The sequence below is a fragment of the Pricia antarctica genome (genome assembly GCF_900101815.1).
GTDB lineage: Bacteria > Bacteroidota > Bacteroidia > Flavobacteriales > Flavobacteriaceae > Pricia > Pricia antarctica.
Genome location: NZ_FNAO01000013.1, coordinates 1 through 15,832 on the forward strand (window position 1 = coordinate 1; position 15,832 = coordinate 15,832).

General features: G+C 45.4%; 12 protein-coding genes. 8 read left to right on the forward strand and 4 right to left on the reverse strand.

From position 1 onward, the window contains the following. Positions 1-395 precede the first annotated feature (395 nt). Positions 396-2,450 carry a putative porin gene (locus BLT07_RS19285; RefSeq protein WP_245726610.1) on the reverse strand — a complete coding sequence of 685 codons (2,055 nt, stop codon included), beginning with the start codon at positions 2,448-2,450 and terminating at the stop codon, positions 396-398. A 188-nt stretch (positions 2,451-2,638) separates the two neighbouring features. Here BLT07_RS19285 and BLT07_RS19290 point away from each other — a divergent pair, with 188 nt between their 5' ends. From BLT07_RS19290 to BLT07_RS19300, 3 genes are all read left to right on the forward strand, one after another. Then, on the forward strand, positions 2,639-3,214 hold the full coding sequence (locus BLT07_RS19290) for a ribonuclease HII (RefSeq protein WP_245726611.1): 576 nt from the start codon (positions 2,639-2,641) through the stop codon (positions 3,212-3,214). Between the two features lie 255 nt (positions 3,215-3,469). After that, positions 3,470-4,840 (forward strand): OmpA family protein, encoded by a 1,371-nt coding sequence (locus BLT07_RS19295; RefSeq protein WP_091873953.1) that lies wholly within the window; start codon positions 3,470-3,472, stop codon positions 4,838-4,840. A 35-nt stretch (positions 4,841-4,875) separates the two neighbouring features. After that, positions 4,876-5,574 (forward strand): TapB family protein, encoded by a 699-nt coding sequence (locus BLT07_RS19300; RefSeq protein WP_245726612.1) that lies wholly within the window; start codon positions 4,876-4,878, stop codon positions 5,572-5,574. 39 nt (positions 5,575-5,613) lie between these two features. Here BLT07_RS19300 and lipB read toward each other — a convergent pair whose 3' ends face one another. Together lipB and BLT07_RS19310 are read right to left on the reverse strand one after the other, a co-directional pair. Continuing rightward, positions 5,614-6,330, reverse strand: coding sequence for a lipoyl(octanoyl) transferase LipB (gene lipB / locus BLT07_RS19305; RefSeq protein WP_091874027.1), 717 nt, complete (start codon positions 6,328-6,330; stop codon positions 5,614-5,616). A 93-nt stretch (positions 6,331-6,423) separates the two neighbouring features. Then, positions 6,424-6,579: a YqaE/Pmp3 family membrane protein gene (locus BLT07_RS19310; protein WP_091873956.1), complete on the reverse strand. Its 156-nt coding sequence runs from the start codon at positions 6,577-6,579 to the stop codon at positions 6,424-6,426. Between the two features lie 340 nt (positions 6,580-6,919). Here BLT07_RS19310 and lysS point away from each other — a divergent pair, with 340 nt between their 5' ends. The 4 genes from lysS (at position 6,920) to BLT07_RS19330 (ending at position 14,583) form a co-directional block, all read left to right on the forward strand. After that, entirely contained in the window at positions 6,920-8,611 is a 1,692-nt protein-coding gene (lysS, locus tag BLT07_RS19315) for a lysine--tRNA ligase (RefSeq protein ID WP_091873959.1), read from the forward strand. Positions 8,612-8,805: 194 nt separating this feature from the next. Further along, a complete protein-coding gene (locus BLT07_RS19320; RefSeq protein ID WP_091873961.1) occupies positions 8,806-11,547 on the forward strand; it encodes a PSD1 and planctomycete cytochrome C domain-containing protein in 2,742 nt (913 codons plus the stop codon). A 12-nt stretch (positions 11,548-11,559) separates the two neighbouring features. Then, positions 11,560-13,074 carry a DUF1501 domain-containing protein gene (locus BLT07_RS19325; protein WP_091873964.1) on the forward strand — a complete coding sequence of 505 codons (1,515 nt, stop codon included), beginning with the start codon at positions 11,560-11,562 and terminating at the stop codon, positions 13,072-13,074. Positions 13,075-13,152: 78 nt separating this feature from the next. Further along, positions 13,153-14,583 carry an SLC13 family permease gene (locus BLT07_RS19330; protein ID WP_091873967.1) on the forward strand — a complete coding sequence of 477 codons (1,431 nt, stop codon included), beginning with the start codon at positions 13,153-13,155 and terminating at the stop codon, positions 14,581-14,583. Positions 14,584-14,741: 158 nt separating this feature from the next. Here the strand turns inward: BLT07_RS19330 and BLT07_RS19335 are convergent, their stop codons facing one another. Further along, positions 14,742-15,152 carry a hypothetical protein gene (locus BLT07_RS19335; protein ID WP_091873970.1) on the reverse strand — a complete coding sequence of 137 codons (411 nt, stop codon included), beginning with the start codon at positions 15,150-15,152 and terminating at the stop codon, positions 14,742-14,744. A 506-nt stretch (positions 15,153-15,658) separates the two neighbouring features. On the opposite strand from BLT07_RS19335, the gene BLT07_RS21130 reads away from it, so the two are divergent. Further along, positions 15,659-15,814 (forward strand): hypothetical protein, encoded by a 156-nt coding sequence (locus BLT07_RS21130; RefSeq protein WP_175455376.1) that lies wholly within the window; start codon positions 15,659-15,661, stop codon positions 15,812-15,814. The last annotated feature ends 18 nt before the right edge of the window (positions 15,815-15,832 follow it).

The window sequence follows — 15,832 nt, forward strand, 5'->3', positions numbered from 1 at the left end:
CATCGTTGTACTTTATATATATTCGCGCACACCCACTGAAAAGCCCTCCCGGCCCCGTCTCTCTCTATTAAATCTTACGCCCGGCCCCCATCGCGGTTTCGCGACCGGGGACGGGCTTCCTTGTTATATGGTTCCTTCCAACGGGCTTTCGCCCGAAGGTCGTTGTTTATCTCCACAGTATGTCAATGAACTTGTCAAAATTCCGCCCCTCCAAACTTATAGGTCGCCCTATTGTCTCTCAAAGCGGGTGCAAATATAAGAGGGTTTTTTAGTTTGCACAACCCCATCCGTAAAAAATTTTAAAAAAAACGGGGTTAAAGAATTTTAAGATATACAGAATTGCGTTTAAACCTTAAGTTCACAGGGGTTTACAGAAATTCAGGTCATCAAAAATATTATGAAAAAAAGTTCCAAACCAGGCCAAAACGAATTACAAAATCACGATACGGGTAATTCGGAGCGGAGTAATACTCCTTGGTTTGGTTAAAACCGGAGTTGAAATGTTCTGCTTTTAGATATATCCTGGTTTGCTGGATCTTGGCGTTGATGAAAAAATCCAACATCGGATAACCTCCCAACTTTTCCTCGTTCTGGATATAGAACTCCCCTAAAAGCGGATTGTAGGCATCCATGGTGTAGGCGGTGAAGTACTTAAATGTTACGCCGGTCTGCAGGTACATCGCTTTTTTAAAAACATCCGAAGAAAAATATAAGGTATTACGCGTCACCAATTGCGGCAGGTTGAGTACATCATTGGCCTGTGAGACATTTTGGTACATGACCGTATTATTGAGTGCAAAGCCCCCCAGTCGAAATTCTTTTTTATACGTAACCTTGGTATGGGTAAGCACATCGCCTTCTTGGTACGGTCTAACTATTGAATTCTCTACACCTTCCGCTACGCGATTTTCAGGATCAGCGCCAAAATAACTGTAATTATCGACCGTAGTGTAGTCTACCGTCAGATCTCCCCATATATCGGAATCCAGATTGAACTGCAGGCCATATACCTGTTCCTTTTCAAAAACGCCTAGATTCGACCAATTGTAATTGACATAATCACTTTGGTACAACAAATAATTAAAGTTCGGCATACGGGCAGATGCATGGGCCGATGCACTTACCCTGTGCCGATCGTTAAGTTGATATCCTGCGGACGCATTGAAGAGATTACCCCCTAATTCGCCCGAGAGATTATATTTGAATTCACCCTCAAGGGCAAAGCCCCGGATCCTTTTTTCATAGTTCGCCCCAACAGCAATCTCCTCTCCTTTCAAACGACTTGGAATGCGACTTCCGTCTTCGGTTATCAGTATGCTATTGAAGAAATAATTATAGTTGTACACCGATATATTGCCCCTTAACCTGCCCAATGTCTCATTATAGAATTCGGCGTCGACTTCGTTGTACATCGCCTTCAATTGCGCCTTATCGTCAATGGCCGGCACAAGCCTGTCACCAAAATAGTCGCTCTGTTGGGTCTGGCCGAACGTGTAATATTTGGTCTCATAGTTGAACACATGTCCAAACCCCAACGATGTTCTTTCTACGCGGCTCGAATCCTTTTCCTTTTTGAACACTTTATAAAAATGGTCGAAATAATACCGCTTACCCAGTATCTTATTATCGGCATCGTTAAACCGAATATCTATTTTTTTCCTATCGTTAAAGCTGGGGTCCCCCGATTCGAATTGCTCCTCTTTGTTGGTAAGTCCACCGTTTGCCTGGGTTTCAATATCCTGAGCGGCGATGTGCGCCCGTATGCGATATCTTCCGTTTTTGGTGACGTAATTCGTGGTCGTGCGAAAATTACCGGATTCCGCCTGGTCGGATAGATATTTACCCAAGGAACGAAAGCCCTTGTAGGCCAACGAGAAATTCAATCTTTGGGAGGTGTTGAAGGTCAGCATGGCGTCCAATAGCTGTCCCTCTTCAAAAGTGGTCTTGAAAAAAAGATCTGTCATTGGGGTGGCTACGTTATAATAGTCGATATCCCGAACCTCCAAATAATTATAGTTCAAGGCGGCCGCCCCCAAAGCCGGATAAAGCTGTACTGACCTTAGATCGACGCCCAATTTATTGTAGGGCTGTCCGACGTTGGCAAAAGGCATCAGTTCAAAATCATCCCTTCGCAAATAATTGTATTTGTATTCTTTTTGGATGGTCAGGGTGGTATCCAAATAGATGGTGTCTGTTTTATAGGATATAATCTTGTAGTCCTTTATGGTAATTGGTTGTGATTTCGATGCAGGATCACGGGTATCGAGCCTTCTCTTTTTTTTCTGTACCAAGGATGTATCGACCGATTGTCGAGCGGGGATGGAATCTTCTTGCGCGAAAGTGGTAGGGCCTAGGAACAGGAAAAAGATGGGGAGGAAATAGTGGCATAAATATCCGGTAGGGATGCATGCAAAGGGAGTAGTTCGTAAATTCCAACTTTTAAATTCCAAATTTCAAATATTCAATGGGGTAGGATGCTACACTATTTGAATGGCTATCAACGTGAACATTGATACATACTTCGTGGACAAAGTTAAATTTTTTAGTTGGTAATTAAATGTGAAAGTTTTTGTCGGGCAATTTTGTATTTTCCCTTTCTCAAAAAACCACGCTCATTTTAAAATCATATTATCATATTTTGGAGCCCGAAGCTGGCACCGATGAGGCCGGTAGGGGCTGCCTCGCGGGACCGGTGACCGCGGCCGCCGTTATCCTTCCCAAAAGCTTTACCCACGAACTTCTCAACGATTCCAAACTGCTCTCTCACAAAAGCAGGGATTTTCTTAAACCGCTTATCGAATCGGACTGTACCGCTTTTGGAATTGCCCATGTACATCCTCAAAAAATCGACGACATCAATATCCTTAATGCAGCTCTCCTTGCCATGCACAAGGCAATTGATCGATTGATGATTGTACCAGAATTCATCATCGTAGACGGCAATCGTTTTAAAAGCTATAAAGAAATTCCACATGAGTGCATCGTAAGAGGAGATAGCCAGTACATGAGTATAGCAGCCGCGTCGGTGCTGGCAAAGACCTATCGTGATGCCTATATGGAAAAGCTTCATGAAGAATACCCCATGTACAACTGGAAAAAGAACAAAGGATATCCTACGAAAGAACACCGCGAGGCCATCCGAAGATACGGACTCACCCCACACCACCGACGGAGTTTTCGGCAGTTGCCAGAGCAATCTACTCTAGATTTTTAATGAAATTCCATACACCAAAATCAAATTCAAAAAAATTAAAATTTGTCTTTGATTTTATTTCTTACAGTAAACCAATACTTATTTTCTACCACTGGTACTGCATTGACTACCATTCATACAATTTTCACTACCGAATACAGCATTTTTTATTCCAAACTTAGTTAACCATACTATTTTGCATCCTTTAAAGATAGCTTTCCAAATTTGGGTGTTTGAAAAATTCTAGTATCTTTAAAATTAACAAAATAGTAAAAAATGAATAACCTAAACCGATTTCTTACAATTGCCACAACTGTTTTCTGTCTATTTGCTTTTGCGCCTTGCGCCCAGGGTCAATTTCTTAAAAAACTGGGTAAAGTAGCCGAAAGGGCGGCCGAACGCACCGTTGAACGCAGGGTCGATAAAGAGGCCACTGAAAAAACGGATCAGGGTCTGGACGACATTCTGGAACCTGGGTCCAAGGAAAACGACAAATCGGAGGAAAAGGGCAAAACGGGGAACCCCGTTCCAAATGAGGATGGACGAGGCACCCCCCCCAACGATGTGCCGGAAAATGGAACAGGAAAGAGCTCGACAAATACTTCCGGATCTTCTGAATCCGATAGTCCAAAATCCTTATCTATATATAGCAAATTCGATTTTGTACCCGGAGACGACCTGATTTTCTTCGATGATTTTTCAAATGATTTTGTAGGCGATTTCCCTTCACAATGGGATACTAATGGCAACGGCGAAGTTGTAAGCGTGGGAGATTCTTCGGGGAAGTGGTTCGAAATGAAATCGAGTAGTTCCTATTATCCCAATGTGGCAGACCTTCCGGTGGATTATACGATCGAGTTCGACCTTCTCACACAAGGTATCGACAAGCCGGGCACAGGTTCCGCAAAATTATTCATCAACCTGACGAGCGATAATGTATACGGTAAGTCTCACACAGATAAGAACGCAATACGAGTCTCACTTCCACTCTACAAACTTTCCCCCCGAGATATCGAAGTTTGGAACCAGATCAATGGTGAAAATACCATTAGCAACAATATAACGTCGGATTTGGTCAAGGTAATGCGTCAGCAGCCCCATATTTCGATGGCCGTAAACGGGCAGCGGTTCCGACTTTGGATCAACGAGACCAAATATTTGGACCTCCCCAGCTTGGTGCCGGCCGATATGCTGGACCACCTCCGCTTTGATGTCGTGGGCCTTAGGGACCAGCAAGACCGGGTCTTCATCAAAAATCTAAAAGTGGCCGGTGGTGGAGTCGATCTTCGCAGAAAATTAATGGCCGAGGGGAAAGTATCTACCAATGCTATTCTCTTCGATAGCGGCTCCGCCACATTACAACCGTCTTCGATGGGCGTAATCCGCCAGATATACCAAGTGTTGCAGCAAGAAACCGCCATGAAACTAAAAATTGTAGGGCATACCGATGCCGATGGCGACCCCACCAATAACGTTGATCTTTCCAAAAAACGCGCTGAGGCCGTGAAAAATACCTTGATTTCAGTATATCAGATTTCTGGGGACAGGTTGCAAACTGATGGCAAGGGCGAGAGCGAGCCGATCGGTGATAATGCGAATGCCAATGGAAAGGCACAGAATCGTCGCGTAGAATTTATCAAACTTTAAATAAATAGAAATTAAACCTTAAACTATAGAACACCATGAAACAGATTTTTTTATGTATTGCAGCCTTTATGTTAATGACCGGCTTAGGCTTTGCTCAAAATCAGTGTAGCAAATTTTATCCCATGGAAGAGGGCACTACCTTTCAATACACGAGCTCCGATAAAAAGGGAAAACCGGAAGGAACAATCGATTATACCATTTCCGAAGTGTCGGATAACGGACCGGCAACAGTGGCAACATTTGACCTCAAGTACACCGATAAAAAGGGTAAGGAAATCTTTGAGTCGAACTACAAGATTTCCTGCGAAAATGGCACGGTGAGTATCGATTACAAATCGCTATTCCCGACCCAGATGATGCAGCAATATTCGGATATGGATATTGATATGGATATAACCGGAACCGATATCGAACTGCCGAACGATCTCAGTGTTGGCCAAGAACTGTCGGATGCCAATGTTTCGATAGCCATGAGCATGAGCGGTATAAAAATGAATTCTACCGTTGACCAGACCGACCGTAAAGTAGAAAAGAAAGAAAGCGTAACAACGCCGGCCGGCACCTATGACTGCTATCTTATTACGGAGACCACAACCTCGAAGGTCATGGGCGCCTCTTTCGAATTGCAGTCCAAACTCTGGTTGGCGGAAGGTGTAGGCATGGTAAAGCAGGAAAGTTATAAAAAGAACGGGGATCTGATGAGCCGGTCAGAGTTGACGAAGTTCAGTAAATAAGAGGGATGTATAAGTGTGGAAATGGTATAGAACTTCGGTTTAGGCCGAAGTTCTTTGTTTTTCAATATCAGCCCCAAAAAGTATTTCAAAATGCCTCAATAATTTCTGTTTCACCCCTTCCATATCCACTTCCCTTTTCCCGAGCTCGACATTCATTGAAGTCACCGCCTTGTCCTTGATTCCACAGGGTACCATCAGATCAAAATACCCCAAATCGGTATTTACGTTCAGTGCGAACCCGTGCATGGTCACCCACCGACTGGCGCGGACTCCCATGGCACATATTTTGCGGGCAAAGGGCGTGCCAACATCTAACCAAACCCCGGTTTCGCCTTCGGAACGTTCCGCTTTCAGTCCGTATTCGGCCAAGGTTAAGATGACCATTTCTTCTAAAAGCCGCAGGTATTTATGGATGTCGGTAAAAAAATTGTCCAAATCCAGAATCGGATAGCCCACGATTTGCCCAGGGCCGTGGTAGGTGATATCGCCGCCCCGGTTAATTTTGTAAAATTTGGCATCCTTTTCTTCCAACTTTTTTTTGTCGACCAGCAGATTATTGATATCGCCACTTTTGCCCAAGGTAAAAACATGGGGGTGTTCTACGAAAAGGAAATGGTTGGGGGTTTGTTCATTGGTTTCCTGACGTCGATTCTTGATTTTCAGATGGACGGTTTTTTGGAAAAGCAATTCCTGAAAGTCCCAAGTTTCTTTGTAGTCTTTTAGTCCCAAATCCTGTAAATGCACCTTTTTGTTCATCGTGGCAAAGGTACGATGTTTCATGTTGAATTCTAATCACCCTGCGGCCTGGAATGGGATCCTTTCACTTCTAAATAGCGTTGGGCAAAGCCGCTAGTTCGGATTGTTCAAAATAACAAGTGCCGCAATAACCCCTGGAACCCATCCGCAGAAAGTAAGCAAAAGTACGATAAGAAATGAACCGCAGCCCTTACCAAGTACGGCCAAGGGCGGAAAAAAAATGGCGAGCAATACGCGTATAAAACTCATGGTGATTTGATTTTTTAGATTGATGAAATGCCCTTTGATGCGAGGGGGTTACTTATATGACGAAAAAATAGCGTGATTGTTACAAAAACAAATACTCGATTTTTGATACCCCATGAAAAAGGGTTTCCCTTCTTAGTGTATGAATTAGAATTTCTAGGACGACCCTATTTTAAGATTCTCAGCTACTTAATTTCATTGCCCAAAATAATCTGCTGTGTTACGTTCGCAAATCTGAACCTCACGCATCCGACATCATTCGTCATCGGTCAATTTTCAAATCATCACATCCCCAAATCTTCAAATTGATACCTTATATTTGCAGGCTTAATATAGAATACACATGCAGCTCTCGGAACAAGAAACTATCAGAAGGGAAAAATTGACCAAACTCCGCGAAATGGGTATCGACCCCTACCCCGCCGCCCTATATCCCGTAAATACCACTTCCAAAAGTATCAAAGCGGATTATGAGGATGGAAAAAAAGTGATCATCGCGGGTCGATTGATGTCCCGCCGCATTCAAGGGAAAGCTTCATTTGCCGAGTTGCAGGATAGTGATGGCCGGATTCAGATTTATTTCAATCGGGACGAAATCTGCCCTGGGGAGGATAAGTCGCAATACAACGACGTCTATAAAAAGTTGTTGGATATCGGAGATATCATTGGTATCGAAGGGGAACTTTTTACGACACAGGTAGGGGAAAAGACGGTTATGGTCAAAAGCTTTAGGATGCTGAGCAAGGCGTTGCGACCCCTTCCGTTGCCAAAAAAGGATGCCGAAGGCCATGTTTTTGACGAGTTCAATGATCCGGAGCAACGCTACCGCCAACGCTATGTCGATTTGGTCGTCAACCCGAAAGTGAAGGAAACTTTTATCAAGCGGACCAAGATTACGAATACTATTCGTCAATTTTATAACGATATGGGGTATTTGGAAGTCGAGACGCCCATTCTACAGCCGATTCCCGGTGGGGCGGCCGCCCGTCCGTTTTTGACGCATCATAATGCACTTAATATTCCGCTGTACCTGCGTATCGCTAACGAGCTTTACCTAAAACGTTTGATCGTAGGCGGCTTCGACGGGGTCTATGAATTTTCTAAAGATTTCCGAAACGAGGGCATGGATCGCACCCACAATCCCGAATTCACGGTGATGGAGCTCTATGTCGCCTATAAGGATTACCATTGGATGATGGATACCACCGAAAAACTCTTGGAAAAAGTCGCCCTAGAGGCCAACGGAAGTTCCAAGATTACCGTTGGCAAAAACGAAATCGAATTCAAGGCACCCTATCCGAGAGTGCCGATCTTAGAGGCCATTAAAATCCATACGGGATTCGATGTTGCCGGTATGGAAGAAGATGAACTCCGCGAAACCGCCAAAAAACTGCATATCGAAGTTGATGAGACTATGGGCGTAGGCAAACTCATTGACGAAATTTTCGGTGAGAAATGCGAGCATAATTACATTCAGCCGACATTTATTACGGACTATCCGAAAGAGATGAGTCCATTGACCAAGCAACACCGTGATAACCCGGCCTTGACCGAGCGCTTCGAACTCTTCGCCAACGGTAAAGAAATCGCCAATGCCTACTCCGAGCTCAACGATCCCATCGACCAGCGCGAACGCTTTGAAGATCAGCTGAAACTCTCCGAAAAAGGCGACGACGAGGCTATGTTCATTGATCAGGATTTTTTACGTGCCCTTGAATATGGTATGCCCCCCACCTCGGGCATCGGTATAGGAATCGACCGCTTGGTCATGCTGTTGACCAATAATTCTTCGATTCAGGAAGTGCTTTTCTTCCCACAAATGAGACCGGAGAAGAAGGCCCTAGAACTTACCGATGAAGAGAAAGCCATTGTCGCGCTTCTCAAACCATCGGGCAGCATGGAACTGAACGAACTCAAAGCCCAAGCCGGACTTAGCGGCAAAAAATGGGATAAGTCTATCAAGGGACTTACGAAGCAGGGGGTGGTTAAGGTTATTGTTGATGGGGATAGTAAGATTGTGGAAATGAAAAGTTGACGGCAAACAGGTCCTTATTACTTTCTATTCCCCGTTTCCTTCAATGAAAACCCGTTTGATAGGAAAGCATTCCGCACGATAGTGTCAAATCATCCATGTTTTAGGGAGAATTATCTATATGTGGTTTAAAGATAACTTCTTATCTTTAAACGAATTACATTGGTGACCTTCTTTGCCCATACTTTATCCTGAAAATGAAGCAGAAAATAGATAAGAGTTTGAGACTAATATTGATGGCCTTTTTGATGGTATTCTTAGGATGTCTACAGTCCTGCGGCGAAACCGACCGTGTCGATTTTAGCACCCAGATAAAGCCCATTCTTAACAATAAATGTATTACTTGTCACGGTGGGGTCAAAAAAAATGGTGGCTTTAGCTTACTGTTCGAGAAAGATGCCCTTGCCGAGAACGAATCCGGAAAACCGGCAATTATTCCCGGGAATGCTTCTGGAAGCGAGCTGATCAGCCGCATCCACGAGACGGATCCGGAGCTCCGCATGCCCTATGAAAAGCCGCCACTTTCTGAGGAAGAAATCGATTTATTGACCCGCTGGATAGATCAAGGGGCGGAATGGGGCCAACACTGGGCGTATTCGCTTCCGGAAAAAGTGGAGATACCCGCGATATCGCAAGAAGCGGGATTTACAGCGGACGGTACCTCCAACTTTGTCCAAAACGAAATCGATAACTTTGTCTTCGCCCGGCTTGAAAGCGAGGCCTTACATCCCAATCCGCCTGCAGAAAAGAACATCATTGCCCGAAGATTGGCCCTGGACCTTACGGGATTACCGCCCGATCAAAAACTTTTTACTGCATTTACCGACGGCGATCTAACCTACGAAACCATGGTCGACACTTTATTGGCCAGAAAGGATTATGGTGAAAAATGGGCCAGCTGGTGGCTCGATCTGGCACGGTATGCCGATACCAAAGGCTATGAAAAAGATATGGGGCGGAATATGTGGCGGTATCGCGACTGGGTTATTTCGGCATTTAACGAGAATATGCCTTACGACCGGTTTACCACGGAACAATTAGCGGGCGACCTCTTGCCCGACCCAACGACGGACCAATTGATTGCGACGGCCTTTCATAGAAATACCATGAACAACGACGAGGGCGGAACCGAAGACGAGGAGTTTCGAGTGGCCAGCGTCATCGACCGGGTGAACACCACTTTCTCGGTGTGGCAAAGCACGACTATGGAATGTGTACAGTGCCACAGCCATCCCTACGACCCCTTTACCCATGAAGAATACTTTAAGGCCATGGCCTTTTTCAATAATTCAAGGGACGAGGATACGCCGGACGAAAGTCCGAATATCCGTTTTTACGATGAAGAGCAACAACAAGATGTTGACCGGGTGAACGCCTGGGTCAAAAAATACGGTTCAGCCGAAGTCGCAGCCCTTTATGACGATTTTTTGACCTTTAACGAGCCCAAGTATCTCGCCCATAATGCAGTGGATTTTACCAACGGCGAACTTGCGGATACCAAATATCTCGCCCTTTGGGACGATGGTTCATGTACCTTGAAGAACGTGAATACAAGCGGGGCAGGTTTTATGTACATGAACTACCGATCGGATATCGATGGCACCCAGGTGACCATTCGGAAAAATAATTCGGAAGGTGAAATTTTGACACGTTTTATTACCAATAAGACCGAAGGCAATACGATTCGAAAAATACCCTTTAAAGGCACTGACACAAATATCGATCTCTATTTTGAGACGAACAACGATAACATCAAAAAACAGGTCTCTACCAGTTATATTACATGGTTCGCTTTTCTGAAGGATATTCCAGGGAAATCGCGACCTGGGTATCAAGGCATCACCGAAACTTTTTTAAAACTTTTGAACGAGCATACTCCCGTATTGCCCATCATGGTGGAAAATCACAGCTATATGGCCCGCGCCACCCAAGTTTTTGACAGGGGAAATTGGTTGATGAAAACGGATTCCGTCGAACCCGGCGTGCCGAAAACCTTGAACGACTGGGAATCCGGTTGGGAGGGAAACCGATTGGGTCTTTCCAAGTGGATCGTCAGCAAAAAGAATCCGCTTACCGCCCGCACTTTTGTAAATCGCGTTTGGCACCAGCTTTTTGGGCGGGGTATCGTGGCCTCAATAGAAGATATGGGTACCCAATCCGACCCTCCCAGTCACCCTGAACTTTTGGATTGGCTATCGCTGCGTTTTATGAACGAACACGATTGGGACATGAAGGCCCTGATAAAGGACATCGTAATGTCCGGTACCTATCGCCAGAGTTCCAAGAACAGTCCCGAACTCTACCAAATAGATCCTAACAACGAATTGTTTGCCCGCGGCCCGCGCAGACGGTTGTCGGCCGAACAGATTCGCGATCAGGCTTTGGCCGTTTCCGGATTATTGAGCGATAAAATGTATGGTCCCGGTGTAATGCCGCCCCAGCCCGATGGGGTTTGGCAATCGGTCTATAGCAACGAGTCGTGGGTAGAGAGCGAGGGTGAGGACAGATACCGTAGGGCGGTGTACACTTACCTGAAACGCACTAGTCCCTATCCCTCGTTTGTCACCTTCGATGCGGGCAGTCGTGAGGTCTGTACCATTCGCCGTACCGTGACCAATACGCCTTTGCAGGCCTTGGTGACCCTAAACGACCCGGTCTATCTCGAAGCCTCCTACAACTTGGCAAAATTCATGTACGGACCAGACGTTGAAAAAGGGATTTCTAAAGGCTATGAAAAGGCGACCTATTCCAAAATAACGCCAGAAAAATTAGAGGCCTTAAAAGAATTGTACGAAGAATCCTTATTGGAATTCGATAACGGGGAATCCCTTGGCAGCAACTTTTTTACACTTGCGGAGCAACCCACTCCGCAGCAAGCGGCACTTACCGTAGTGGCGAACGCGATTATGAATTTGGATGAGTTTTTGAGCAAGGCATAAAAATTAAGAACAGTGAAAGACAAGATACAACGTTTAATTCAGGAAAGGATCATCCGTGAGACAGAGGCCAAGACCCGACGCCATTTCATCAAACAATGCGCGACGGGTATGGGCGGTCTGGCGCTGGGTTCCATTTTTGCGGGATGTAATGATTTTTTGAAGGATGAAAAATCTTTTAAGCAATCCGGATTTTCAGATCGCGACCTGAACCCGTTGGCGACCTTGGCGCCTCCGTTCGGACCTAAGGTGAAAAATGTCATCTATTTGCATATGGCGGGAGCACCCTCGCAACTTGAAATGTTCGATTATAAGCCCGAACTCCAAAAATTGAACAATCAAGAATGTCCGCAATCGCTGATCGAGGGTAAAAAATTCGCCTTTATCCGTGGCACACCTAAATTATTGGGGCCACAGGCCAATTTCAAGCAAGAGGGCGAATCGGGGAATTGGGTATCCGACAACCTACCGCATTTTAAAACGGTAATTGACGAGGTGGCCTTTTTAAAAGCGGTGCACACCGATCAGTTCAACCATGGTCCGGCACAGTTGTTCATGCATACCGGTAGTCCGCGTTTGGGTCGGCCCAGCATAGGTGCGTGGGTCACATATGGATTGGGCTCCGAAAACCAGAACTTACCCGGGTTTGTGGTGCTTACCTCCGGTGGAAAAGCACCTAGTGCAGGCAAAAGCGTTTGGGGCAGCGGATTTTTACCCTCCGTATACCAAGGCGTGCAATGCCGCTCAAAAGGCGATCCCGTACTCTACATCGATGACCCGGACGGTATCTCAAGAAACCTAAAAAAAAGCACTATAGATGCTATCAATAAAATAAACAAGGAGGAATACGCCAGATACGCCGATCCCGAAATCCTGGCCCGTATCAACCAATATGAAATGGCCTATCGTATGCAGATCGCGGTTCCCGATGTGATGAACATCAACGACGAGCCCGAGAACATCAAACAGATGTACGGGGTCGAACCGGGCAAGGAATCTTTTGCCAATAACTGTCTTTTGGCTAGAAAGCTGGTCGAGGACGGCGTCCGTTTCGTGCAATTGTTCGATTGGGGCTGGGACAGCCACGGCACCGGACGTGATACTGCAGTGGACATAGGCCTCCGCAATAAATGCCGTGAAATCGACCGGCCGATGACCGCCCTATTGCTCGACTTGAAGCAGCGTGGCCTTTTGGATGAGACCCTGGTCGTTTGGGGCGGCGAATTCGGCCGAACGCCCATGCAGGAAAATCGCGAAGGTAAGGAAATGGGCTTCAAGGGCCGCGACCACCACGGCGATGCCTTTACCATGTGGATGGCCGGCGGGGGCATTAATAAAGGCGCGGTACACGGCCAGACCGATGAAATCGGTTTCTCGGGAGTTGAAGGGCGTGTTTCCGTACATGACGTTCATGCCACCATTTTGCATCTATTAGGATTCGACCACGAGCAGTTTACCTTCAATTTTCAAGGCAGGCCGTTCCGGTTGACGGATGTCGAGGGAGAGGTTATTCGGGAGATTTTGGCGTAGCGGTAGTACTAGTAGCCCCTAACTTTACTTTCAGGGTCAAAAGAAAAAACTTAGCTTAGACGACGTTAATCGCCACCCATGAACCTAAGCAAAAAACTCGGCCTATTTCTGGGGCCTCTCCTCTTCGTTATCCTTATCAACCTCCCTTTCGAAATGGTTTCGGAAAAGGGCGATGCCGTAATCGCCGTCGCCGTGTGGATGGTCATATGGTGGATTACCGAAGCAGTCTCCATTTCCGTCACGGCGCTATTACCCCTCTTACTATTTCCGATATTGAACATCATGGAAATCGGAGCCGTGGGCGCCAACTACGGGAGCCCTATTATCTTTCTGTTCTTCGGGGGCTTTGTTCTCGCACTTGCCCTCGAGAAGGTAAACCTACACAAACGCATTGCCCTGAATATCATAAAAATCACGGGTACGACCCCCAATAAAGTCGTTCTAGGTTTTATGATCGCCACGGCCGCACTTAGCATGTGGATCAGCAATACGGCGACCGCCGTGGTCATGCTGCCTATCGCCATGTCGGTAATCGGCCTGCTCGTAAACGATGAGGATGGCTTCACCAAGGGCGATAAAAACTTTGCCCTCAGCGTGATGTTGGGAATAGCGTTCGCCGCCAATGCAGGCGGAATTGCTACCGTTATCGGCACGCCGCCCAACTCGATATTGATCGGTCTGTTGGAGAACGAATACAATATGGAAATTTCATTTGTAAAGTGGATGGTCATCGGAGTACCGTTTTCCACCATACTGATCGGGATTATTTATCTAGTGCTCGTAAAATGGATGTACCCCTGCAACAACTTAAAATTTACGGCATCCAAGGATGTCATAAAAAATGAATTGGAAAAACTAGGGCCCATGTCCGGAAAGGAAAAACAGGTACTCGTCATTTTCGGTATCACGGTTATCCTTTGGATTTTCAGAACGGTCATCAACGAAATATTTCCGGACCTAAAACTAAACGATACGATCATCAGCATGATGGCAGCCGTCGCTATGTTCGCCATTCCCTATAATCTAAAGAAAGGGGATTTTATCATCCACTGGAAGGACACGCAAAAACTTGCCTGGGGCATCCTGATCCTTTTCGGGGGCGGACTTGCATTGGCCGAAGGCATGTCGGTCAGCGGTATCGTCGATATGGTTTCCGGGGCGATTGCGGATAGCGAGGTCAGCGTATTGTTTACCGCCATACTGCTGATTACCATGATGTTATTTTTGACCGAACTCATGAGCAATGTGGCCTTGACCGCCCTGCTTATACCCGTCGTCGCCGGCATCGCCATCGGGCTCGGAATTCCTATCCTTTATTTATTGATCCCGGTCACCATGGCCAGTAGTTGCGCCTTTATGCTGCCCATGGCCACTCCGCCAAATGCCATTGTTTTTGCCAGCGGCTATATCAAGGTCCACCAAATGGCGCGGACGGGCATAGTCTTGAACCTGATTTCCGTTGTTTTGTTAGTCCTGATGTTCAAATTTATAGTGCCTTTGTTGTTTTAAACACTCTTTAATCGCCTTAAAATTATCCATTAGCCGCCAATACAATAAATTCAGCATCATCGCTGGATAATCCAAAAGCAACAAAACCCCCATTCTAAATGGAGGCTTTATTCCGTTAATTCAAAGACTAGTTCCTACACCTCGGTAGGGCAAGCTTCCTATTTCATATTTGCTTTATAGGCATCAAAGCCTTCTGGAAGATACGCTTGGGTATCAAAATCCAATTCAAAAGCATCGTTTTGATCGATGTAATTGAAAGCGGCAACATCCGTTGGATACGCGTAAGCGTCAAAGTTGGCAGGTAAATGCCTTTTAGTTTTTACATCATCCGCTACCTCATCTTCTATAAAGATAACGGCGTCAAGATTGACATATATTTCATAGGGATCAAAACCTTCCGGCAAATAATCGGCCGTATCGAAACCCAGCTCGAAATCCGAATCATCCTCTATATAGGTAATGGAATTGATAAGCCTATCATCCCTTTCCGTAGTCAGATTACTTGCAAAAACTCCGTTGGCAACTAAAATCCCTGTTGCGATAGTAAGTATAAAACTCTTTTTGTTCATTATGTAAATACCTTTTGGTTTGAGATAGTATAACGCCCAATTGTCTAAATATTGTTACCTATATTTTGTGGGATGTTTCCTAATAATCGCCAAATCATCAAATTGATAATTTACTGCATAAAAAATTGACAAGTTGATATTTTAACATTTATAGCGTTGCACTCTAGGCATTTTAACCGGCCAATTTTTATTGGGCGAAAGCTAAACTTTATATTGTGATTTTCTTTGGACGGATATCCTACACAACCGTTTAACGTCAAACTATGCTTTTTGACTTTCCTTACCCTTATCAGTAGTTGCCAAAAGAGAAAGAGATTAATAGGAAGTACTATAAGGATATCTCGCAAAACCTGCCAAAACATCGACGAACGGCATAAAAAGGATGCTAAAAAGACCAAACATCAATTTATAGCACTTTGACCACACCGTAAACCCAGTTCACAACAAAAGATTTTCAGAGGTTGGATGATGTACTACTTTAGTACCAGAATTAAAAAACATAAGCCATGTCCCAAAGAGTAAAAAGCTCCCTGTACTTAGCCGCATTTGCGATCGCATCTTTAATTTATTACAACGAGACCAGCATCGACCCAACTCCCCAAACGGTCGATATGGCGAACGCCGATATCGAACAAATTTCGAGCATCGACTTGGCAGAGTAAAAAAATACCGGTTTCTAT

Bases quoted from the DNA above. Each gene is read 5' to 3' on its own strand.
- BLT07_RS19335 (WP_091873970.1), bottom strand. From the start codon at position 15,152: ATGAACAAAAAGAGTTTTATACTTACTATCGCAACAGGGATTTTAGTT.
- BLT07_RS19295 (WP_091873953.1), top strand. From the start codon at position 3,470: ATGAATAACCTAAACCGATTTCTTACAATTGCCACAACTGTTTTCTGT.
- lysS (WP_091873959.1), top strand. From the start codon at position 6,920: ATGCAGCTCTCGGAACAAGAAACTATCAGAAGGGAAAAATTGACCAAA.
- BLT07_RS19300 (WP_245726612.1), top strand. From the start codon at position 4,876: ATGAAACAGATTTTTTTATGTATTGCAGCCTTTATGTTAATGACCGGC.
- BLT07_RS19330 (WP_091873967.1), top strand. From the start codon at position 13,153: ATGAACCTAAGCAAAAAACTCGGCCTATTTCTGGGGCCTCTCCTCTTC.
- BLT07_RS21130 (WP_175455376.1), top strand. From the start codon at position 15,659: ATGTCCCAAAGAGTAAAAAGCTCCCTGTACTTAGCCGCATTTGCGATC.
- lipB (WP_091874027.1), bottom strand. From the start codon at position 6,330: ATGAACAAAAAGGTGCATTTACAGGATTTGGGACTAAAAGACTACAAA.
- BLT07_RS19310 (WP_091873956.1), bottom strand. From the start codon at position 6,579: ATGAGTTTTATACGCGTATTGCTCGCCATTTTTTTTCCGCCCTTGGCC.
- BLT07_RS19320 (WP_091873961.1), top strand. From the start codon at position 8,806: ATGAAGCAGAAAATAGATAAGAGTTTGAGACTAATATTGATGGCCTTT.